General features: G+C 61.4%; 18 protein-coding genes. 13 read left to right on the forward strand and 5 right to left on the reverse strand.

All coding sequences use genetic code 11. The features are described 5' to 3' along the window. From nuoE to nuoN, 10 genes are all read left to right on the forward strand, one after another. On the forward strand, positions 1-498 hold the full coding sequence (nuoE, locus tag AC4PS6_RS23070; RefSeq protein ID WP_003232080.1) for an NADH-quinone oxidoreductase subunit NuoE: 498 nt from the start codon (positions 1-3) through the stop codon (positions 496-498). Continuing rightward, positions 495-1,850: an NADH-quinone oxidoreductase subunit NuoF gene (gene nuoF / locus AC4PS6_RS23075; RefSeq protein ID WP_005789119.1), complete on the forward strand. Its 1,356-nt coding sequence runs from the start codon at positions 495-497 to the stop codon at positions 1,848-1,850. The genes nuoE and nuoF overlap by 4 nt, the downstream gene beginning before the upstream one ends. A gap of 135 nt (positions 1,851-1,985) precedes the next feature. Continuing rightward, positions 1,986-4,700, forward strand: coding sequence for an NADH-quinone oxidoreductase subunit NuoG (gene nuoG / locus AC4PS6_RS23080; protein ID WP_336826969.1), 2,715 nt, complete (start codon positions 1,986-1,988; stop codon positions 4,698-4,700). Continuing rightward, positions 4,697-5,704 carry an NADH-quinone oxidoreductase subunit NuoH gene (gene nuoH, locus AC4PS6_RS23085; protein WP_003174724.1) on the forward strand — a complete coding sequence of 336 codons (1,008 nt, stop codon included), beginning with the start codon at positions 4,697-4,699 and terminating at the stop codon, positions 5,702-5,704. The genes nuoG and nuoH overlap by 4 nt, the downstream gene beginning before the upstream one ends. A gap of 11 nt (positions 5,705-5,715) precedes the next feature. Further along, positions 5,716-6,264 carry an NADH-quinone oxidoreductase subunit NuoI gene (nuoI, locus tag AC4PS6_RS23090; RefSeq protein WP_492181013.1) on the forward strand — a complete coding sequence of 183 codons (549 nt, stop codon included), beginning with the start codon at positions 5,716-5,718 and terminating at the stop codon, positions 6,262-6,264. A 9-nt stretch (positions 6,265-6,273) separates the two neighbouring features. Further along, positions 6,274-6,777: an NADH-quinone oxidoreductase subunit J gene (gene nuoJ, locus AC4PS6_RS23095; RefSeq protein ID WP_003174726.1), complete on the forward strand. Its 504-nt coding sequence runs from the start codon at positions 6,274-6,276 to the stop codon at positions 6,775-6,777. A gap of 2 nt (positions 6,778-6,779) precedes the next feature. Then, positions 6,780-7,088 carry an NADH-quinone oxidoreductase subunit NuoK gene (gene nuoK, locus AC4PS6_RS23100; protein WP_003174727.1) on the forward strand — a complete coding sequence of 103 codons (309 nt, stop codon included), beginning with the start codon at positions 6,780-6,782 and terminating at the stop codon, positions 7,086-7,088. Next, on the forward strand, positions 7,085-8,938 hold the full coding sequence (gene nuoL, locus AC4PS6_RS23105) for an NADH-quinone oxidoreductase subunit L (RefSeq protein ID WP_014718912.1): 1,854 nt from the start codon (positions 7,085-7,087) through the stop codon (positions 8,936-8,938). Before nuoK ends, nuoL begins: the two co-directional genes overlap by 4 nt. A 55-nt stretch (positions 8,939-8,993) precedes the next feature. Beyond that, positions 8,994-10,526: an NADH-quinone oxidoreductase subunit M gene (nuoM, locus tag AC4PS6_RS23110; RefSeq protein WP_014718913.1), complete on the forward strand. Its 1,533-nt coding sequence runs from the start codon at positions 8,994-8,996 to the stop codon at positions 10,524-10,526. Positions 10,527-10,533: 7 nt separating this feature from the next. Next, positions 10,534-11,997: an NADH-quinone oxidoreductase subunit NuoN gene (gene nuoN, locus AC4PS6_RS23115; protein ID WP_003174731.1), complete on the forward strand. Its 1,464-nt coding sequence runs from the start codon at positions 10,534-10,536 to the stop codon at positions 11,995-11,997. A gap of 277 nt (positions 11,998-12,274) precedes the next feature. Here the strand turns inward: nuoN and AC4PS6_RS23120 are convergent, their stop codons facing one another. Next, positions 12,275-13,027, reverse strand: a complete 753-nt coding sequence (locus tag AC4PS6_RS23120) for an outer membrane beta-barrel protein (RefSeq protein ID WP_020302314.1) — start codon at positions 13,025-13,027, stop codon at positions 12,275-12,277. 125 nt (positions 13,028-13,152) lie between these two features. Beyond that, positions 13,153-13,986, reverse strand: coding sequence for an arylamine N-acetyltransferase family protein (locus AC4PS6_RS23125; RefSeq protein WP_020302315.1), 834 nt, complete (start codon positions 13,984-13,986; stop codon positions 13,153-13,155). 120 nt (positions 13,987-14,106) lie between these two features. Between AC4PS6_RS23125 and AC4PS6_RS23130 the strand changes: the two genes are divergently transcribed. Continuing rightward, positions 14,107-14,343 carry a DUF6555 family protein gene (locus AC4PS6_RS23130; RefSeq protein ID WP_014718918.1) on the forward strand — a complete coding sequence of 79 codons (237 nt, stop codon included), beginning with the start codon at positions 14,107-14,109 and terminating at the stop codon, positions 14,341-14,343. Positions 14,344-14,373: 30 nt separating this feature from the next. Here AC4PS6_RS23130 and AC4PS6_RS23135 read toward each other — a convergent pair whose 3' ends face one another. Together AC4PS6_RS23135 and AC4PS6_RS23140 are read right to left on the reverse strand one after the other, a co-directional pair. Then, entirely contained in the window at positions 14,374-14,568 is a 195-nt protein-coding gene (locus AC4PS6_RS23135) for a DUF6021 family protein (RefSeq protein WP_005789138.1), read from the reverse strand. Positions 14,569-14,580: 12 nt separating this feature from the next. After that, positions 14,581-14,760: a hypothetical protein gene (locus AC4PS6_RS23140; RefSeq protein ID WP_014718919.1), complete on the reverse strand. Its 180-nt coding sequence runs from the start codon at positions 14,758-14,760 to the stop codon at positions 14,581-14,583. Positions 14,761-14,874: 114 nt separating this feature from the next. Between AC4PS6_RS23140 and AC4PS6_RS23145 the strand changes: the two genes are divergently transcribed. After that, entirely contained in the window at positions 14,875-15,396 is a 522-nt protein-coding gene (locus AC4PS6_RS23145; RefSeq protein ID WP_014718920.1) for a DUF3087 family protein, read from the forward strand. Between the two features lie 30 nt (positions 15,397-15,426). Here AC4PS6_RS23145 and AC4PS6_RS23150 read toward each other — a convergent pair whose 3' ends face one another. After that, positions 15,427-16,287 carry a Dyp-type peroxidase gene (locus AC4PS6_RS23150; protein ID WP_289328990.1) on the reverse strand — a complete coding sequence of 287 codons (861 nt, stop codon included), beginning with the start codon at positions 16,285-16,287 and terminating at the stop codon, positions 15,427-15,429. 138 nt (positions 16,288-16,425) lie between these two features. Between AC4PS6_RS23150 and AC4PS6_RS23155 the strand changes: the two genes are divergently transcribed. Further along, the gene (locus tag AC4PS6_RS23155; RefSeq protein WP_020302317.1) at positions 16,426-18,042 is read left to right on the forward strand and encodes an NADP-dependent glyceraldehyde-3-phosphate dehydrogenase; all 1,617 of its coding nucleotides are present in this window, start codon (positions 16,426-16,428) and stop codon (positions 18,040-18,042) included. Positions 18,043-18,074 lie beyond the last annotated feature (32 nt).

The following is an 18,074-nucleotide window of genomic DNA, read 5'->3' on the forward strand; positions in this document are numbered from 1 at the left end:
ATGAACAGCACGCTTATCCAGACAGACCGTTTCACCTTGAGTGAAACCGAGCGCTCGGCCATCGAGCACGAGCTGCATCACTACGAAGACCCGCGCGCGGCGTCGATCGAAGCCCTGAAGATCGTCCAGAAGGAACGTGGCTGGGTGCCCGACGGCGCCCTCTACGCCATCGGCGAGATCCTCGGCATCCCCGCCAGCGACGTTGAAGGCGTGGCGACGTTCTACAGCCAGATCTTCCGCCAACCGGTGGGCCGCCACATCATTCGTGTGTGCGACAGCATGGTCTGCTACATCGGTGGCCATGAGTCCGTGGTCAGCGAAATCCAGGCCAAGCTGGGCATCGGCCTCGGCCAGACCACCGCCGACGGCCGCTTCACGCTGCTGCCGGTGTGCTGCCTGGGCAACTGCGACAAGGCGCCGGCGTTGATGATCGACGACGACACATTCGGTGACGTACAGCCTGCTGGCGTGACCCAATTGCTCGAGGGCTACCCATGACCCTGACCTCTTTCGGCCCGGCCAACCTGATCAAGCGTTCGGCCGAGACCCACCCGCTGACCTGGCGCTTGCGTGACGACGGCGAGCCGGTATGGCTCGACGAATACCAGGCCAAGAACGGCTACGCCGCTGCGCGCAAAGCTTTCGCCGACATGGCCCAGGACGATATCGTCCAGACCGTGAAAGACGCCGGTCTCAAGGGCCGCGGCGGCGCAGGCTTCCCCACTGGCGTGAAGTGGGGCCTGATGCCCAAGGACGAATCCATCAACATCCGCTACCTGCTGTGCAACGCGGATGAAATGGAGCCCAACACCTGGAAAGACCGCATGCTGATGGAGCAACTGCCCCATCTGCTGATCGAAGGCATGTTGATCAGTGCCCGTGCGCTCAAGACCTACCGTGGCTATATCTTCCTGCGTGGCGAGTACACCACCGCCGCCAAGCACCTCAACCGTGCAGTGGCAGAAGCCAAGGCCGCTGGCCTGTTGGGCAAGAATATCCTCGGTTCCGGTTTTGACTTCGAACTGTTCGTGCACACCGGCGCCGGGCGTTATATCTGCGGTGAAGAGACCGCACTGATCAACTCCCTCGAAGGCCGCCGCGCCAACCCGCGTTCCAAGCCGCCCTTCCCCGCCGCCGTGGGCGTGTGGGGCAAGCCGACGTGTGTGAACAACGTCGAGACCCTGTGCAACGTGCCGGCGATCATCGCCGACGGCGTGGACTGGTACAAATCCCTGGCCCGCGAAGGCAGCGAAGACATGGGCACCAAGCTCATGGGCTTCTCCGGCAAGGTCAAGAACCCTGGCCTGTGGGAACTGCCATTCGGCGTGACCGCACGCGAGCTGTTCGAGGACTACGCCGGCGGTATGCGCGACGGCTACACCTTGAAAGCCTGGCAGCCAGGCGGCGCCGGCACCGGTTTCCTGCTGCCCGAGCACCTCGATGCACAAATGTATGCCGGCGGTATCGGCAAGGTGGGCACCCGGATGGGTACCGGCCTGGCGATGGCGGTCGACAACACCGTGAACATGGTCTCGTTGCTGCGCAACATGGAGCAGTTTTTTGCCCGCGAATCCTGCGGCTTCTGCACCCCATGCCGCGACGGCCTGCCTTGGAGCGTCAAGCTGCTGATGGCCCTGGAAAATGGCGAAGGCCGCGAGGGCGACATCGAAACCCTGCTGGGTCTGGTCGGTTTCCTCGGCCCAGGCAAGACTTTCTGTGCTCACGCACCAGGCGCCGTGGAGCCATTGGGCAGCGCAATCAAATACTTCCGCTCGGAGTTCGAAGCCGGCATCGCGCCCACCAGCGCCGCCGTCCCGCCTCTGGCGAAGCCGATCGTAGTCGGCGCGTAACGCTTAAACAGGCGAAGGGTCCGTGCCCTTCGCCTGCTCATGTGCTGACGCCGTAAAGGCTGTGTAGATGCACATGAATAACAAGATTCCATTAGCCACGCCCGCTGACAACGGGCCAACGAAGAACTTTGAACCATGGCCACTATCCACGTAGACGGCAAAGCGCTCGAAGTCGATGGGGCGGACAACCTGTTACAGGCGTGTCTGTCACTCGGCCTCGACATCCCGTATTTCTGCTGGCACCCCGCGCTTGGTAGCGTCGGTGCCTGTCGCCAGTGTGCGGTCAAGCAATACACCGACGAGAACGACACCCGTGGTCGTATCGTCATGTCCTGCATGACCCCAGCCACCGACAACACCTGGATCTCCATCGACGATGAAGAATCCAAGGCGTTCCGCGCCAGCGTTGTCGAATGGCTGATGACCAACCACCCCCACGACTGCCCGGTCTGTGAGGAAGGCGGTCACTGCCACCTGCAAGACATGACGGTGATGACCGGCCACAACGAGCGCCGTTATCGCTTCACCAAGCGTACCCACCAGAACCAGGACCTCGGCCCGTTCATTTCCCACGAAATGAACCGCTGCATCGCCTGCTACCGCTGCGTGCGCTTCTATAAAGACTACGCCGGCGGCACCGACCTCGGCGTGTTCGGCGCCCACGACAACGTGTACTTCGGTCGCGTTGAAGACGGCGTGCTGGAGAGCGAGTTCTCCGGCAACCTCACCGAGGTCTGCCCGACCGGTGTGTTCACCGACAAGACCCACTCCGAGCGCTACAACCGTAAGTGGGACATGCAATTTGCGCCGAGCATCTGCCATGGCTGCTCCAGCGGTTGCAACATCTCCCCGGGCGAGCGCTACGGTGAGCTGCGTCGTATCGAAAACCGCTTCAACGGTTCGGTCAACCAGTACTTTCTGTGCGACCGTGGCCGTTTCGGCTATGGCTACGTCAACCGCGAAGACCGCCCACGCCAGCCCCAGCTGGCCGATGGCGCCAAGCTGAGCCTGGACGCAGCGCTGGATAAGGCTGCCGACCTGTTGCGCGGGCGCAATATCGTGGGTATCGGTTCGCCACGCGCCAGCCTCGAAAGCAACTTCGCGTTGCGCGAGCTGGTAGGTGCCGAACACTTCTACTGCGGTATCGAAGCCGACGAGCTGGAGCGCATCCGCCTGGTCCTGCAAGTGCTGAACGACAGCCCGCTGCCAGTGCCGAACATGCGCGACATCGAAGACCACGATGCGATCTTCGTACTCGGTGAAGACCTGACCCAGACCGCTGCACGCATCGCGCTGTCGCTGCGTCAGTCGGTCAAAGGCAAGGCCGAAGAAATGGCCGACGCCATGCGCGTACAGCCGTGGCTTGACGCCGCTGTGAAGAACATCGGCCAGCACGCGCTGAACCCGCTGTTTATCGCTTCCCTGGCTGAAACCAAGCTCGACGACATCGCTGAAGAATGCGTACACGCCGCGCCGGACGACCTGGCGCGCCTCGGTTTCGCCGTGGCCCACGCCCTCGACGCCAGCGCACCCGCCGTTGAAGGCCTGGACGCTGAAGCTGTCGAGTTGGCTCAGCGCATTGCCGACGCCCTGCTGGCGGCCAAGCGCCCGCTGATCATTGCCGGTACCTCGTTGGGTTCCAAGGCGCTGATCGAAGCCGCCGCCAACATTGCCAAGGCCCTGAAGCTGCGCGACAAAAATGGCTCCATCAGCCTGGTGGTGCCGGAAGCCAACAGCCTGGGCCTGGCCATGCTCGGTGGCGAGTCCGTGGACGCAGCGCTGCAAGCCGTGACCGACGGCCGTGCCGACGCCATCGTGGTGCTGGAAAACGACCTGTACACCCGCACCGCTGCGGCCAAGGTTGACGCGGCACTGGATGCGGCCAAGGTGCTGATCGTCGCCGACCACCAGAAGACCGCCACCAGCGACCGCGCCGATCTGGTGCTGCCAGCCGCCACCTTCGCCGAAGGCGACGGTACCCTGGTCAGCCAGGAAGGCCGCGCCCAGCGCTTCTTCCAGGTGTTCGATCCGAAGTACATGGACGCCAGCATCCTGGTGCACGAAGGCTGGCGCTGGCTGCATGCCCTGCGCGCCACCCTGCTGAACCAGCCGATCGACTGGACTCAGCTCGACCACGTGACCGCTGCCACCGCCGCCAGCGCGCCGCAGCTTGCTCGTATCGTCGATGCCGCGCCGTCCGCCGCGTTCCGCATCAAGGGCCTGAAACTGGCACGTGAGCCGCTGCGCTACTCCGGCCGCACCGCCATGCGTGCTGACATCAGCGTGCACGAGCCGCGTACCCCGCAAGACAACGACACCGCGTTTGCCTTCTCCATGGAAGGTTACTCGGGTTCGGCCGAACCGCGTCAGCAGGTGCCATTTGCCTGGTCGCCGGGCTGGAACTCGCCGCAGGCCTGGAACAAGTTCCAGGACGAAGTCGGTGGTCATATCCGCGCTGGCGACCCAGGCACTCGCCTGATCGAAAGCAGCGGTGACTCGCTGAACTGGTTCGCTGCGGTACCGCGTCCGTTCAACCCGGCGCCGGGCACCTGGCAGGTCGTGCCGTTCTTCCACCTGTTCGGCAGCGAAGAGACCTCTTCCAAGGCCGCGCCGGTTCAAGAGCGCATTCCTGCCGCCTATGTGTCCGTGGCCAAGTCCGAAGCCGACCGCCTGGGTGTCAACGACGGCGCGCTACTCAGCCTCAACGTCGCCGGCCAGACCTTGCGTCTGCCGCTGCGTATCAATGACGAGCTGGGTGCCGGCCTGGTTGCACTGCCTAAAGGCATCGCCGGTATTCCGCCTGCCATTTTCGGCAAAACCGTTGACGGTCTGCAGGAGGCAGCGCAATGACTTGGTTCACGCCGGAAGTAATTGACGTGATCATCTCGGTGGTCAAGGCCATCGTGATCCTGTTGGCCGTGGTCGTCGCGGGCGCCCTGCTCAGCTTCGTCGAACGTCGCCTGCTGGGCTGGTGGCAGGACCGTTACGGTCCGAACCGCGTTGGCCCGTTCGGCATGTTCCAGATCGCTGCCGACATGCTGAAAATGTTCTTCAAGGAAGACTGGACCCCGCCGTTTGCCGACAAGGTGATCTTCACCCTGGCACCGGTGGTCGCCATGAGCGCCTTGCTGATTGCGTTTGCGATCATCCCGATCACCCCGACCTGGGGCGTGGCGGACCTGAACATCGGCTTGCTGTTCTTCTTCGCCATGGCCGGTTTGTCGGTATACGCGGTGCTGTTCGCCGGTTGGTCGAGCAACAACAAGTTCGCCCTGCTGGGCAGCTTGCGTGCCTCGGCGCAAACCGTATCCTATGAAGTGTTCATGGGGTTGGCACTGATGGGCATCGTGGTGCAGGTTGGCTCGTTCAACATGCGCGACATCGTCGAGTACCAGGCACAGAACCTGTGGTTCATCATTCCGCAGTTCTTCGGCTTCTGCACCTTCTTCATCGCTGGCGTGGCCGTGACTCACCGTCACCCGTTCGACCAGCCGGAAGCGGAACAGGAACTGGCCGACGGTTACCACATTGAATATGCCGGCATGAAGTGGGGCATGTTCTTCGTCGGTGAGTACATCGGCATCATCTTGATCTCGGCCCTGCTGGTCACGCTGTTCTTCGGCGGCTGGCACGGTCCGTTTGGCATCCTGCCGCAGTTGGCCTTCTTCTGGTTCTTCCTGAAGACCGCGTTCTTCATCATGCTGTTCATCCTGCTGCGCGCCTCGATTCCGCGCCCGCGTTATGACCAGGTGATGGATTTCAGCTGGAGATTCTGCCTGCCGCTGACCCTGATCAATTTGCTGGTGACGGCTGCCGTCGTGTTGTTGAACACGCCCGCTGCCGCGGTTCAGTGAGGATTTGACCCATGTTCAAATATATTGGCGACATCGTTAAGGGTACCGGTACCCAGTTGCGAAGCCTGGTGATGGTGTTCGGTCACGGCTTTCGCAAACGCGACACCCTGCAATACCCCGAAGAAGCGGTGTACCTGCCGCCGCGCTATCGCGGCCGCATCGTACTGACCCGCGACCCCGACGGCGAAGAGCGTTGCGTAGCCTGCAACCTGTGCGCTGTGGCGTGCCCGGTGGGTTGCATCTCCCTGCAGAAAGCTGAAACCGAAGACGGTCGCTGGTACCCGGACTTCTTCCGCATCAACTTCTCGCGCTGCATTTTCTGCGGCCTCTGCGAGGAAGCTTGCCCGACCACCGCGATCCAGCTCACACCGGATTTCGAGATGGCCGAGTTCAAACGTCAGGACCTGGTGTACGAGAAAGAAGATCTTTTGATCGCAGGTACCGGTAAATACCCTGATTACAACTTCTATCGTGTTGCAGGTATGGCCGTTGCCGGTAAGCCAAAAGGCGCCGCACAAAACGAAGCCGAGCCGATCAACGTGAAGAGCTTGCTGCCTTAAGGAAGAAAGATGGAATTCGCTTTCTATTTCGCATCGGGTATTGCAGTGGTGTCCACGCTTCGCGTGATCACCAACACTAACCCCGTGCACGCCCTGCTCTACCTGATCATTTCACTGATCGCCGTGGCCATGACCTTTTTCAGCCTCGGCGCACCGTTCGCCGGTGTGCTGGAAGTGATCGCCTACGCCGGCGCCATCATGGTGCTGTTCGTGTTTGTGGTGATGATGCTCAACCTGGGGCCGGCTTCGGTCGCCCAGGAGCGCGTCTGGCTCAAGCCCGGCATCTGGCTCGGCCCGGTTGTCCTCGCCGCCTTGCTGCTGGGTGAACTGCTGTATGTGCTGTTCGCTCACCAGAGCGGCCAGGCCATCGGCCACACCACCGTAGACGCGAAAGCCGTGGGCATCAGCCTGTTCGGCCCGTACCTGCTGGTGGTCGAACTGGCTTCGATGCTGCTGCTCGCCGCAGCCATCACTGCCTTCCACTTGGGCCGCAACGAAGCCAAGGAGCAATGACGATGCCTGCTATCCCTTTGGAGCATGGTCTGGCGGTCGCCGGCATCCTGTTCTGCCTTGGCCTGGTCGGCCTGATGGTTCGCCGTAACATTCTGTTCGTGTTGATGAGCCTGGAAATCATGATGAACGCCGCGGCACTGGCGTTCATTGTGGCAGGCGCACGTTGGGGCCAGCCGGATGGGCAAGTGATGTTCATCCTGGTGATCAGCCTGGCAGCCGCCGAAGCCAGTATTGGCCTGGCGATCCTGCTGCAGCTGTATCGTCGCTTCCACACGCTTGATATCGACGCTGCCAGTGAGATGCGCGGATGAACATGATCTTTCTGACTTTCGTATTCCCCCTGATCGGTTTCCTGCTGCTGTCGTTCTCTCGCGGGCGCTGGTCGGAAAACCTCTCGGCCCTGATCGGCGTGGGCTCCATCGGCCTGTCGGCCATCGTGGCCGCCTACGTCATCTGGCAATTCAACGTGGCACCGCCTGAAGGCGGTCACTACACCCTGGTGCTGTGGCAGTGGATGGCGGTCGAGGGCTTCAAGCCCAACTTCGCCCTCTACATCGATGGCCTGTCGATCACCATGCTCGGCGTGGTGGTGGGTGTGGGCTTCCTGATCCACCTGTTCGCATCCTGGTACATGCGCGGTGAAGCGGGTTACTCGCGCTTCTTCTCGTACACCAACCTGTTTATCGCCAGCATGCTGTTCCTGGTGCTGGGCGATAACCTGTTGTTCCTGTACTTCGGCTGGGAAGGCGTGGGCCTGTGCTCGTACCTGTTGATCGGTTTCTACTACAGCAACCGCAACAACGGTAACGCGGCACTCAAGGCGTTTATCGTCACCCGCATCGGCGACGTGTTCATGGCCATCGGCCTGTTCATCCTGTTCCAACAGGTGGGCACGCTGAACATCCAGGAACTGCTGGTGCTGGCACCGCAGAAATTCCAGGTCGGCGACTTCTGGATCACCCTGGCCACCCTGATGCTGCTGGGCGGCGCCGTGGGTAAATCTGCGCAACTGCCACTGCAAACCTGGCTGGCGGATGCGATGGCCGGCCCTACCCCGGTGTCGGCACTGATCCACGCCGCCACCATGGTGACCGCCGGTGTCTACCTGATCGCCCGTACCCACGGCCTGTTCACCCTGGCGCCGGACATCCTGCACCTTGTAGGCATCGTGGGCGGCGTGACCCTGGTACTGGCCGGCTTCGCCGCGCTGGTGCAGACCGACATCAAACGTATCCTCGCCTACTCGACCATGAGCCAGATCGGCTACATGTTCCTGGCCCTGGGCGTTGGCGCCTGGGACGCGGCGATCTTCCACCTGATGACCCACGCGTTCTTCAAGGCGTTGCTGTTCCTCGCCTCCGGTGCGGTGATCGTCGCCTGCCACCACGAGCAGAACATCTTCAAGATGGGCGGCCTGTGGAAGAAACTGCCACTGGCGTACGCCAGCTTCATCGTCGGTGGTGCCGCCCTGGCCGCCCTGCCGTTGGTGACCGCCGGTTTCTACTCCAAGGACGAGATCCTCTGGGAAGCCTTTGCCAGCGGTAACCAGAACCTGCTGTACGCAGGCCTGGTGGGTGCGTTCATGACCTCGCTGTACACCTTCCGCCTGATCTTCATCACCTTCCACGGTGAAGCCAAGACCGAAGCGCACGCAGGCCACGGCATCTCCCATTGGTTGCCACTGTCGGTGCTGATCATCCTGTCGACCTTCGTCGGTGCGATGATCACCCCGCCACTGCACGGTGTATTGCCACAAAGCGTGGGCCATGCCGGCGGCGAAGCCCAGCACAGCCTGGAAATCGCCTCGGGCGCCATCGCCATCGCCGGTATCCTGCTGGCGGCCCTGCTGTTCCTCGGCAAGCGTCGCTTCGTGACTGCCGTGGCCAACAGTGGCATTGGTCGCTTCCTGTCGGCCTGGTGGTTCGCCGCCTGGGGCTTCGACTGGATCTACGACAAACTGTTCGTCAAACCTTACCTTGCGATCAGCCACGTGCTGCGCAAAGACCCGCTCGACCAGACCATCGGTTTGATCCCGCGTGCCGCTAAGGCCGGTCACACCGCCCTGAGCCGCAGCGAGACCGGCCAATTGCGTTGGTATGCAGCGTCCATGGCGGCCGGTGCCGTGCTGGTGATCGGCGCCATCGTCGTGGTAGCGGTCTGACTATGTTTAAGTGCACTGCGTACTTTGCAAACTTGCGAAAGGAAACGAGCCCGTCATGATTCTGCCCTGGCTAATCCTGATCCCCTTTATCGGCGGCCTGCTCTGCTGGATGGGTGAACGCTTCGGCGCCACCCTCCCCCGCTGGATTGCGTTGCTGACCATGTCCCTGGAACTCGCGCTCGGCCTCTGGCTGTGGGCCCACGGTGACTATTCATTCGCTCCGGCACCGGGTGTCGATCCCACCTTCGCGCTTGAATTCAAGCACGTGTGGATCCAGCGCTTCGGCATCAACGTGCACCTGGCCCTCGACGGCCTGTCGCTGTTGATGATCCTGCTGACCGGCCTGCTGGGTATCCTCTCGGTACTCTGCTCCTGGAAAGAGATCCAGCGTCACGTGGGCTTCTTCCACCTGAACCTGATGTGGATCCTGGGCGGCGTTGTCGGCGTGTTCCTCGCCCTCGACCTGTTCATGTTCTTCTTCTTCTGGGAAATGATGCTGGTGCCGATGTACTTCCTCATCGCGCTCTGGGGTCACAGTTCTTCGGACGGCAAGAAAACCCGGATCTACGCAGCGACCAAGTTCTTCATCTTTACCCAGGCTTCCGGCCTGATCATGTTGGTGGCGATCCTGGGTCTGGTCCTGGTCAACTTCAACAACACCGGCGTGATTACCTTCAACTACGCCGACCTGTTGAAAACCAAGATGTCGCTGACCACCGAGTACGTGCTGATGCTGGGCTTCTTCATCGCCTTCGCGGTGAAGCTGCCGGTGGTGCCGTTCCACTCCTGGTTGCCTGACGCCCACGCCCAGGCGCCGACTGCCGGCTCTGTGGACCTGGCCGGTATCCTGTTGAAGACCGCTGCCTACGGCCTGCTGCGTTTCGCCCTGCCGCTGTTCCCGAATGCCTCGGCCGAGTTCGCGCCGATTGCCATGACCCTGGGTCTGATCGGGATCTTCTACGGTGCGTTCCTGGCCTTCGCCCAAACCGACATCAAGCGTCTGATTGCCTTCTCGTCCGTTTCCCACATGGGTTTCGTACTGATCGGCATCTACTCCGGCAGCCAGCTGGCGTTGCAAGGCGCAGTGATCCAGATGTTGGCCCACGGTGTTTCGGCCGCTGCCCTCTTTATCCTCAGTGGCCAGCTGTACGAACGCCTGCACACCCGTGACATGCGTGAGATGGGTGGCGTGTGGTCGCGCATCGCATACCTGCCGGCGATCAGCCTGTTCTTCGCCGCCGCATCCCTGGGCTTGCCGGGTACCGGTAACTTCATCGGCGAGTTCCTGATCCTGATGGGTGCCTTTGTGCAGACGCCGTGGATCAGTGCCATTGCTACCTCCGGCCTGGTGTTCGGTTCGGTCTACTCGCTGATCATGATCCACCGCGCCTACTTCGGCCCGGCCAAGTCCGACACCGTCCTGCAAGGCATGGACGCGCGCGAACTGATCATGGTGCTCGGCCTTGCGGTACTGCTGATCTTCATCGGCGTGTACCCGCAACCGTTCCTGGACACTTCTGCCGCAACGATGCATGGCGTGCAGCAGTGGTTCGGCACCGCCTTCTCCCAACTCGCTTCGGCCCGGTAAGAGCGCTATGGAATTCACGATCCAACACTTTATCGCGCTTGCGCCGCTGCTGATTACCAGCCTCACCATCGTGGTGGTGATGCTGGCAATCGCCTGGCGCCGCAATCACTCGCAAACGTTCCTGCTGTCCTGCGCCGGGTTGAACCTGGCCCTGCTGTCGATCATCCCGGCCCTCAAGGTCGCGCCACTGGCAGTCACGCCATTGATGATGGTCGATGACTTCGCGCTGCTGTACATCGCCCTGATCCTGGTGGCGACCCTGGCCTGCGTCACCCTCGCCCACGCCTACCTCGGCGAAGGCGGCACCGGCTACCCGGGCAACCGCGAAGAGCTGTACCTGCTGATCCTGCTGGCTGCGGCCGGCGGTATCGTGCTGGTCAGCGCGCAGCACCTGGCGGGCTTGTTCATCGGCCTGGAACTGCTGTCGATCCCGACCTACGGCCTGGTGGCCTATGCCTTCTTCAATAAGCGCTCCCTGGAAGCCGGCATCAAGTACATGGTGTTGTCGGCAGCCGGTTCCGCGTTCCTGTTGTTCGGTATGGCCCTGCTCTACGCCGAAGCCGGCAGCCTGAGCTTCACCGGTATCGGCCACGCGCTGGCCGCCACCAACAGCCCGGCGCCGATTGCCCAGTTGGGCCTGGCGATGATGCTGATCGGCCTGGCGTTCAAGCTGTCGCTGGTGCCGTTCCACCTGTGGACCCCGGACGTGTACGAAGGCGCCCCGGCGCCAGTGGCCGCGTTCCTGGCCACTGCGTCGAAAGTGGCGGTGTTTGCGGTAATGGTGCGCCTGTTCCAGATCTCCCCCGCCGCCAACACCGGCGTGCTGAGCAACGTGCTGACGGTGATCGCCATCGCGTCGATCCTGTTCGGTAACCTGCTGGCGCTGACCCAGAACAACCTCAAGCGTCTGCTGGGTTATTCGTCCATCGCCCACTTCGGCTACCTGCTGATCGCCTTGGTGGCGAGCAAAGGCCTGGCCGTGGAAGCCATCGGCGTGTACCTGGTCACCTACGTGATCACCAGCCTGGGTGCGTTCGGCGTCATCACCTTGATGTCGTCGCCGTACAAAGGCCGTGACGCCGACGCCCTGTACGAATACCGCGGCCTGTTCTGGCGCCGTCCGTACCTGACCGCCGTGCTCACCGTGATGATGCTGTCGTTGGCCGGTATTCCGCTGACGGCGGGCTTTATCGGCAAGTTCTACATCGTCGCGACCGGTGTCGAAGCCCACGAATGGTGGCTGGTTGCCTCGTTGGTACTGGGCAGCGCCATCGGCGTGTTCTACTACCTGCGCGTGATGGTCACCCTGTACCTGATCGAGCCAAACCTGCGCCGTGTAGATGCCGAGCTGCATTGGGAACAGAAGGCGGGCGGCGTCATGCTGCTGGCTATCGCCCTGCTCGCGTTCTTCCTGGGCGTGTACCCACAACCGTTGCTCACCCTGGTGCAGCACGCGGTGCTGGGCGTTTGATCGCTTAGGTTGATGCAGTAAACAGAACGGCGCCTTTGGGCGCCGTTTTGCGTTTCAGGGGCGAGGTATTAGAGAGGCGGTGCATTCACCGTCGCCTTCGCGGGCAAGCCCGCTCCCACAGGGGAACACGTTCCCATTGTGGGAGCGGGCTTGCCCGCGAAGGCGCCAGACCAAACACCCCAGAACTGTCTGGCCCAATACAGGGTAGACAAAAAAACGCCCCGACTTATAGCGGGGCGTTTTTTATTCAAACCTGGGATTGGTCAAGGCCGCAACCTTAGAACGCAATACCCACCTTGAAACCATACTCATCACGCTTGAGCTTGGTGTTATCGGCCACATAGGAGTCGTCGTCGAGCTTGTACTCGGTACGCGTGTAGTACAAGCCCGCCATCACTGGCAGGTCGCCCTTCTGGTTCATCAGCAGGCTGACTTCGGCATAAGGGTTGGTGCGGTCCTTGAGGTCCACGCTGTCGCTGCCAACGCCGTCCACCTTGAGCTTGGCGCGACCGTCGATGGTGCGACGGGCGCCGGCTTCAACGCGCAGGGTCATGTCATCGAACTGGTGGTTGTAGCCCAGGGCTGCCTTGGCAAACGGCGACTTATTGGTGAGCTTCATGTCGTAGCCATTGGTGTCCGGCTCGTAGCGAGTCCAGGTGTAGCCACCGCCCACGATCACATCGACGAAGTTGCGCGCATCCAGCGCGGCACGCCAGCCGAGGTCGAGGTCAGCCTGGCCTTCCTTGAGCTTGTTATCGCTCTTCTCGCCGTACTTGGCTTCGATACCGGCCTGGTAGATAAAGCCCGACTCGGCGGTGAGCTTGTTGCCGAAGTTGTAGAACAGGCCCGCTTCGGGCATGTGGTCCTTGTCGCTTTCGCTGCCGCCTTCAAGTTTGAAGTCGTTGTAGCTGCCCATGATCCCGAACGTGGAAATCGGGTCGGTGGAGGGTGCAGCAAACACCACGCCTGGCGCAGCTACCAGGGCCAGCAGCGAGGTGCTCTTGATGAATTTTCCGAATAGTTTGGACATCGTTTTACATCTCCATTTTAAGGTGGGCAAAGTATTCAGGAATCGGTTCGAACCCTCGCGTTTGCGAAAAGTTCGAACTGATTTGCACCAAAATGGAGAAAAAACGGTTCAGCGAAGGCTCTATCTCAATATTCTTCAGGATTCATGCGAATAAGGCGTTCGACGGCTTCGCGCAGTTGAGGCTGATCCGGCAGCCGAATGCCGAAGGTGTCGCGCAAGAGCCCGAGCAGTTCATCGGCATTCTCAAGCGTGCGCTTTTCGCTGGGTCGATCCAGGTAATGAAGCGCATAGCGGGCGTTGGCCAAAGTATGACGTTGGCCGGGAGCCAGTAGCGCCGCTTTCAATTGCCCCACGAACGGTGACCCCGGGTGCGTTGAGACATACCAGTTGCCGATTTCGTAGTCGATATCGGCCTGCACTTGCAGGTCGAACACATACAAGCCACGCCACTCCTCACCGACCTGGGCCCACAACGTGTAGCTGCCCTGATGGTGTGTCAGGCGAAAAGGCTCATGGGCCGTGGTCTGGGGCGCTTCGTTGTCCAGTTGCAACGGGCTGCTGGGGACCATGCCACCGAAGCCCACATCGGTGATATAGCGCACGCCATCAACGGTCACCAGGCTCAGACGGTGAGTACGCCCGGTGTGGGCGTCCGGTGGCCCGCCAATCACCACACGACCGGTGATGCCACGGGCGTCAAAACCGAGCGCCTGCAACAGCGCCAGGAACAGCTGGTTCAACTCATAGCAATAGCCGCCGCGTCCCTGGTGCAACACCTTCTGCGCGACGCTTGGCAGGTCAATCGGCACCGGCACCTGCATCAGGGTCGACAGGCTTTCAAAGGCGAAGGTGCACACATGGCGCAGTTGCAAGTCCCGCAGGGTCTGCAAGGTCGGCGCCGGTGGCGAGGCATAGCCCAGGCGTTGCAGGTACAGGCGGCTATCCGTGGGTGTGAGCATGGCGCGATCCTCGGGCGCAGGGCAAGAGCGTCACTATGCCGCGCCTCTGCGTACGTTGTCATTTTGAATGAACCTTTTAGAACGACGGCCTATCCATCTATAACAAGACAGGGAGGCAACATGAGTACCGCAAAAATCTACACCATCCACTATCAGCTACACGGTAAACCCAAGTCTTTCGTGGTGCGCGCCGAGGTGATGAACAACGCTGAAGCTTGGCACTGGGCGGCCGTTGATGCCGACATTGCGCATGTCAGCCGCATCGGTCGCGTTGGTCACGAGCAAGTGAAAAAAACTACCCGGCCCTGGGCGGAAAAATACGGTATCAGCGACGTCAGCTGGAACCCGCCCAAATAAACAAAGCCCCGCACAACGGCGGGGCTCGGTTCACTTCTTCAAGTCGCCCAACGGATCGTAGGGCGGCTTTTTCTCAGATGACTTTTTCTCATCCAGCGGTGCAATAGCCGGGCCTACCGGATCAACCTGCGGGTCGGCCACATCGGGCGAGTCCGGGTCAAAACCCAGCTCATCCTTACCACTGGCGTGCTCGTTGGAGTGGGGACCATCGGTACGTTTGTTCATCACATGCTCCTGCTAAAGCGGGCGCGCTTTGTCGTGGAGGTTTTCCAGGTCTTCTTCGACGCGCTCCACATCGTTGTCGGGGCCACGCTCTTTGGGATCGTTGGGACGCAGTGCATCGTTGTCGCGCTCCTCTTCACCCGGCGTGCGGTTAGGATCCGGTGTACCCGGCGGTGGCTGCTTGTGTTCAGACATGACGGCATACCTCATGGGGGCTTCACAGGTTTAGAGAAACCGTGCGCAGCCATCGTTCAACTTCATTGTTGCAAGCATGAGAAGATAAGCGCCCTTTCTGGAGACCTGAACCGGATGTTCGAGCTCAAACCCTGCGACCCCGTCACCTACCGTCAACAAACCCGCCGCAGCACGCTGATCGTGGCCGTGCTATTCCTGGCCCTGGCCATGCTGCTGTCGAGCCTGGCGGTGATGCTGTTCGGCGAACCTGGCGGTGACAACTTTCGCTTCAATGTCGGCGGTGTATTTGCCGCTGTGTTGATCGTCTTGGCGCTGGTGCGTGGTCCGTTCTGGAGCCAGGCCTGGTTGGCGCCAGCGGTGTATGGCTGGCAGCTCAAGCGCAGCCTGATGAGCGTGACCAACGTGATGCACAAGGTCACCGAGCGGGTACAAGCTAACGACCCCACCGCCATCAAGCTGTTGCGTTTCTATCACTTGGGGCTGACGCAGATGCATGAGCTGGACGCCAACTCCAGCGCCCAGGCGCAACTGGTCGGCGAGATTGACGCACACAAGGCGAAGATGCACGCGATGGGGATCGATACCGAACAAACCCGGCTCGATCCCGCGTGGCTGGAAACGCTCAAAAGCGCTTGAGGCGTACCTCAGGACGCAGGCAAAAAGCAGTTAAAAAACCAGACTCAGGTCCAGGCGCCCTTCCCTCACCGGCGGGCACCAGTAATAGCCACCGGTCAGCGGCTTGCTGATGCGATACAGGCCATCGACGATCCCGTCCTCCAACCCGCTCATACGCCGAAGCTGGGCCTCAAACGCATCGAAGGAATGCCCGAAGGCGAGAAACATCAACCCCGCTTGGCCATTCTCGGCCCAGGGCATCGAACGACGTACCACGAAGGCTTCCGGGGTAAAGCTCTCCTGAGCCGTGCGTTTGGTATGGGCCGATTCCGGGGCGTCGTCGAGTTCTTCGTTGTCGCCATGACGGCGGCCAATGATGTGATCACGCTCCTGGGCAGGCAATGCGGCGAAACCGTCTAGATCGTGCTGCCATTGCTGGATCGCGGCAAAGCTGGCGCCGCTGTCGGTCAACGCCGCTTCCACGGCGGCATCGTCGTGAGGGTTCTCTGTGCCGTCTTCGTAGTCGGTCAGGTCAAAACCGGTCTTGTAGCGGAAGCCTTCAATCGATTGCACCAGGCGAAACGCCGGGGCCAGGGCTTTTTCGACGGCCCGGCTGCGCAGCAGCAACTCACCGCGATCCACCCCATGCAGCCATACCCACAACGCCTGCTGGGTGGACGGGTTGTGCGCGCCAGGGGCGCTTACTGAGGGAAATGCGCGCAGCCCTTCAATCTCGGCGCCCAGTGCCTTTACCAGCGGCTCACCGAAACCGACCACCGCCTGCGCATCCGTCAGTTGCACCAGCGCGTCCAATGCTGCGGGCACGGCTTGCAGGGAATCGAGGGCGAAAAACAGATGGCGGGCCTGCAAAGGCACCGGTGCGGCAAGAATGCCCGGCTGGTACTGACTCATGTGAACTCCTTCTGAAAAGCCGCGCAGTTTACCCGGCGAGCACCGCGCTGCGAACAACAATGCGCGTAAGCCTTGCCTTAGAGCCGTCAGTTGGGTGACTCTCTAGTCATGTTTTGCAACTATTCCAGGGGTAGCGACATGACCACCAGCAACCTGCTCGCCCAGCTGTTTCCCACTTCCGTCTCCCAGATTCCCGAGCAATTTCGCCTGGCGGCGCCCATTGAACAGCGCGACTACCTGGTCGATGGCCAGCTGCGGGTGTGGAACGGCCCGCTCGCGCGCGTGCAAAGCCCGGTGCAGTTGGGCGATGAACGCGTGCATATCGGCAGCACGCCGCTGCTGGACGCGGAGACCGCCCTAACCGCGCTGGATGCGGCGGTGCGTGCTTATGACCGTGGCCAGGGTGAGTGGCCGACGATGCGCGTTGTTGAGCGCATCCAGCACGTCGAGGCGTTTTTGCGGCGTATGCGCGAACAGCGCGACGCGGTGGTGAAACTGCTCATGTGGGAAATCGGCAAGAACCTTAAGGACTCGCAGAAAGAATTCGACCGCACCTGCGACTACATCACCGACACCATCAATGCCCTCAAGGAGCTTGACCGCCGCAGTAGCCGCTTCGAACTGGAGCAGGACACCCTCGGACAAATCCGCCGCGTGCCCCTGGGCGTGGCGCTGTGCATGGGGCCTTACAACTACCCCTTGAACGAGACCTTCACCACGCTGATCCCAGCCTTGATCATGGGCAATACCGTGGTGTTCAAGCCGGCCAAGCTCGGTGTGCTGTTGATCCGCCCGTTGCTGGAGGCGTTCCGCGACAGCTTCCCGGCCGGGGTGATCAACGTGATCTACGGCAGCGGCCGCGAGACCGTGAGCGCGCTGATGGCCAGTGGCAAGATCGATATCTTTGCATTTATCGGCACCAACAAGGCCGCCAGTGATTTGAAAAAACTGCACCCCAAGCCACACCGTTTGCGTGCTGCGCTGGGCCTGGATGCCAAAAACCCAGGGATCGTGCTGCCCGAAGTGGACCTGGACAATGCGGTGAACGAAGCGGTCACCGGCTCGCTGTCGTTCAACGGCCAGCGTTGCACCGCGTTGAAGATCCTGTTCGTGCATGAAGACGTGGTCGAGCGCTTTATCGAGAAATTCAACGCCAAGCTGGCGACGCTCAAGCCCGGCATGCCGTGGGAGGATGGCGTGGCGCTGACGCCACTGCCGGAAGTGGGCAAGGTCGACTATCTCAGCGAACTGGTGGCCGATGCGGCGCGCCATGGCGCCAAGGTCATGAACCCCGAGGGCGGCAGCAGCCGTGGTTCGTTCTTCTACCCGGCGGTGCTGTACCCGGTAAACCCGCAGATGCGCGTCTACCACGAAGAGCAATTTGGCCCGGTGGTGCCGATCGTGCCCTATCGTGACCTGGAGACCGTGATCGACTACGTGCTGGACTCGGACTTCGGCCAGCAGTTGAGCCTCTTCGGCACCGACCCCGTGGCAGTCGGACGCCTGGTGGACACCTTCGCCAACCAGGTGGGCCGTATCAATATCAACGCCCAATGCCAGCGCGGGCCGGACACATTCCCCTTCAACGGGCGCAAGAACTCGGCCGAGGGCACGTTGTCGGTGCATGACGCCTTGCGCGTGTTCTCGATCCGAACTTTGGTGGCGACCAAGTTCCAGGAGAGTAACAAGGCGTTGGTCAGCGATATTTTGCGCAACCGCGATTCGAGCTTCCTGACCACCGACTACATCTTCTGAAGCCAACCCCGTTCCAATGTGCAGACAGGTCA

This window comes from Pseudomonas sp. DW-iso17 (assembly GCF_058725345.1).

What these genes read in the sequence shown, in the direction of transcription:
- nuoE (WP_003232080.1), top strand. Translation starts at nt 1, where the DNA reads ATGAACAGCACGCTTATCCAGACAGACCGTTTCACCTTGAGTGAAACC.
- nuoF (WP_005789119.1), top strand. Translation starts at nt 495, where the DNA reads ATGACCCTGACCTCTTTCGGCCCGGCCAACCTGATCAAGCGTTCGGCC.
- nuoG (WP_336826969.1), top strand. Translation starts at nt 1,986, where the DNA reads ATGGCCACTATCCACGTAGACGGCAAAGCGCTCGAAGTCGATGGGGCG.
- nuoH (WP_003174724.1), top strand. Translation starts at nt 4,697, where the DNA reads ATGACTTGGTTCACGCCGGAAGTAATTGACGTGATCATCTCGGTGGTC.
- nuoI (WP_492181013.1), top strand. Translation starts at nt 5,716, where the DNA reads ATGTTCAAATATATTGGCGACATCGTTAAGGGTACCGGTACCCAGTTG.
- nuoJ (WP_003174726.1), top strand. Translation starts at nt 6,274, where the DNA reads ATGGAATTCGCTTTCTATTTCGCATCGGGTATTGCAGTGGTGTCCACG.
- nuoK (WP_003174727.1), top strand. Translation starts at nt 6,780, where the DNA reads ATGCCTGCTATCCCTTTGGAGCATGGTCTGGCGGTCGCCGGCATCCTG.
- nuoL (WP_014718912.1), top strand. Translation starts at nt 7,085, where the DNA reads ATGAACATGATCTTTCTGACTTTCGTATTCCCCCTGATCGGTTTCCTG.
- nuoM (WP_014718913.1), top strand. Translation starts at nt 8,994, where the DNA reads ATGATTCTGCCCTGGCTAATCCTGATCCCCTTTATCGGCGGCCTGCTC.
- nuoN (WP_003174731.1), top strand. Translation starts at nt 10,534, where the DNA reads ATGGAATTCACGATCCAACACTTTATCGCGCTTGCGCCGCTGCTGATT.
- AC4PS6_RS23120 (WP_020302314.1), bottom strand. Translation starts at nt 13,027, where the DNA reads ATGTCCAAACTATTCGGAAAATTCATCAAGAGCACCTCGCTGCTGGCC.
- AC4PS6_RS23125 (WP_020302315.1), bottom strand. Translation starts at nt 13,986, where the DNA reads ATGCTCACACCCACGGATAGCCGCCTGTACCTGCAACGCCTGGGCTAT.
- AC4PS6_RS23130 (WP_014718918.1), top strand. Translation starts at nt 14,107, where the DNA reads ATGAGTACCGCAAAAATCTACACCATCCACTATCAGCTACACGGTAAA.
- AC4PS6_RS23135 (WP_005789138.1), bottom strand. Translation starts at nt 14,568, where the DNA reads ATGAACAAACGTACCGATGGTCCCCACTCCAACGAGCACGCCAGTGGT.
- AC4PS6_RS23140 (WP_014718919.1), bottom strand. Translation starts at nt 14,760, where the DNA reads ATGTCTGAACACAAGCAGCCACCGCCGGGTACACCGGATCCTAACCGC.
- AC4PS6_RS23145 (WP_014718920.1), top strand. Translation starts at nt 14,875, where the DNA reads ATGTTCGAGCTCAAACCCTGCGACCCCGTCACCTACCGTCAACAAACC.
- AC4PS6_RS23150 (WP_289328990.1), bottom strand. Translation starts at nt 16,287, where the DNA reads ATGAGTCAGTACCAGCCGGGCATTCTTGCCGCACCGGTGCCTTTGCAG.
- AC4PS6_RS23155 (WP_020302317.1), top strand. Translation starts at nt 16,426, where the DNA reads ATGACCACCAGCAACCTGCTCGCCCAGCTGTTTCCCACTTCCGTCTCC.